This window comes from Candidatus Symbiopectobacterium sp. NZEC135 (assembly GCF_025962695.1).
The window spans coordinates 1-809 of sequence record NZ_JAGFPF010000967.1; the positions used below are offsets into that span (position 1 = coordinate 1).

Annotated in this window: 1 protein-coding gene and 1 pseudogene; both read right to left on the reverse strand. The window is 56.4% G+C overall.

Going from position 1 to position 809, the window contains the following annotated elements; all coding sequences use genetic code 11:
- Positions 1–373 (reverse strand): annotated as a pseudogene (gene wecC / locus J5224_RS31790) (UDP-N-acetyl-D-mannosamine dehydrogenase); the annotation flags it as partial.
- A 38-nt stretch (positions 374–411) separates the two neighbouring features.
- A partial coding sequence (locus J5224_RS31795; protein WP_264628958.1) for a UDP-N-acetylglucosamine 2-epimerase occupies positions 412–809 on the reverse strand: 398 nt, incomplete at its 5' end.

Consider the following 809-nt stretch of genomic DNA (forward strand, 5'->3'; position numbering starts at 1 on the left):
CGCCAACCGGACAGGTGGACTCAAGCACCACCAGCGAGCCAGGTTGCAGCACCGGTGCAATCGACGCAGCCGCTGCCTGTACATAGCTCAAATCCGGTTCATGACCCTCTTTAAACGGCGTCGGCACGGCGATCAGGAAGGCGTCCGCCGCCTCGGGTTTGTGGGTTGCCGTCAAATAGCCGTTGTCCACGGCGGCCTTCACCATGGCTCCCAGATCGGGTTCGACAATATGAATCTCACCGCGATTAATGGTTTCCACCGCATGCCGGTTGACGTCCACACCAATCACCCGCTTTTTCCGTGAGGCAAACGCGGCCGCGGTCGGCAGACCGATATAGCCCAACCCAACCACCACTATTTTATTAATTGTCATTGCGTTAGTTGTCATGGTGTTCATTGTCATGGCGTTGCTCATTGTCGTGTGATCAAAGTGTTCTTCAGTGCGGCAATAATACGCTGACAGGCAGTGCCGTCACCGAACGGGTTATGCGCCCTGCTCATGGCCTGATATGCCGCATTGTCGGTCAACAGTTGCGACACTGCGTCCAGAATCGTCGCCACTTCGGTGCCAACCAGCCGCACCGTTCCCGCATCCACGGCTTCGGGCCGCTCTGTCGTTTCACGCATCACCAACACAGGCACGCCCAGCGAGGGCGCTTCTTCCTGAATGCCGCCAGAATCGGTCAAAATTAAGTACGACCGGTTCATCAGGTAAACAAACGGCAAGTACTCCTGCGGCGCGATCAGAAACACGTTATCAATACCGCTCAAAATACGGTTTGCCGGCTCACGCACATTGGGGTTCAGGT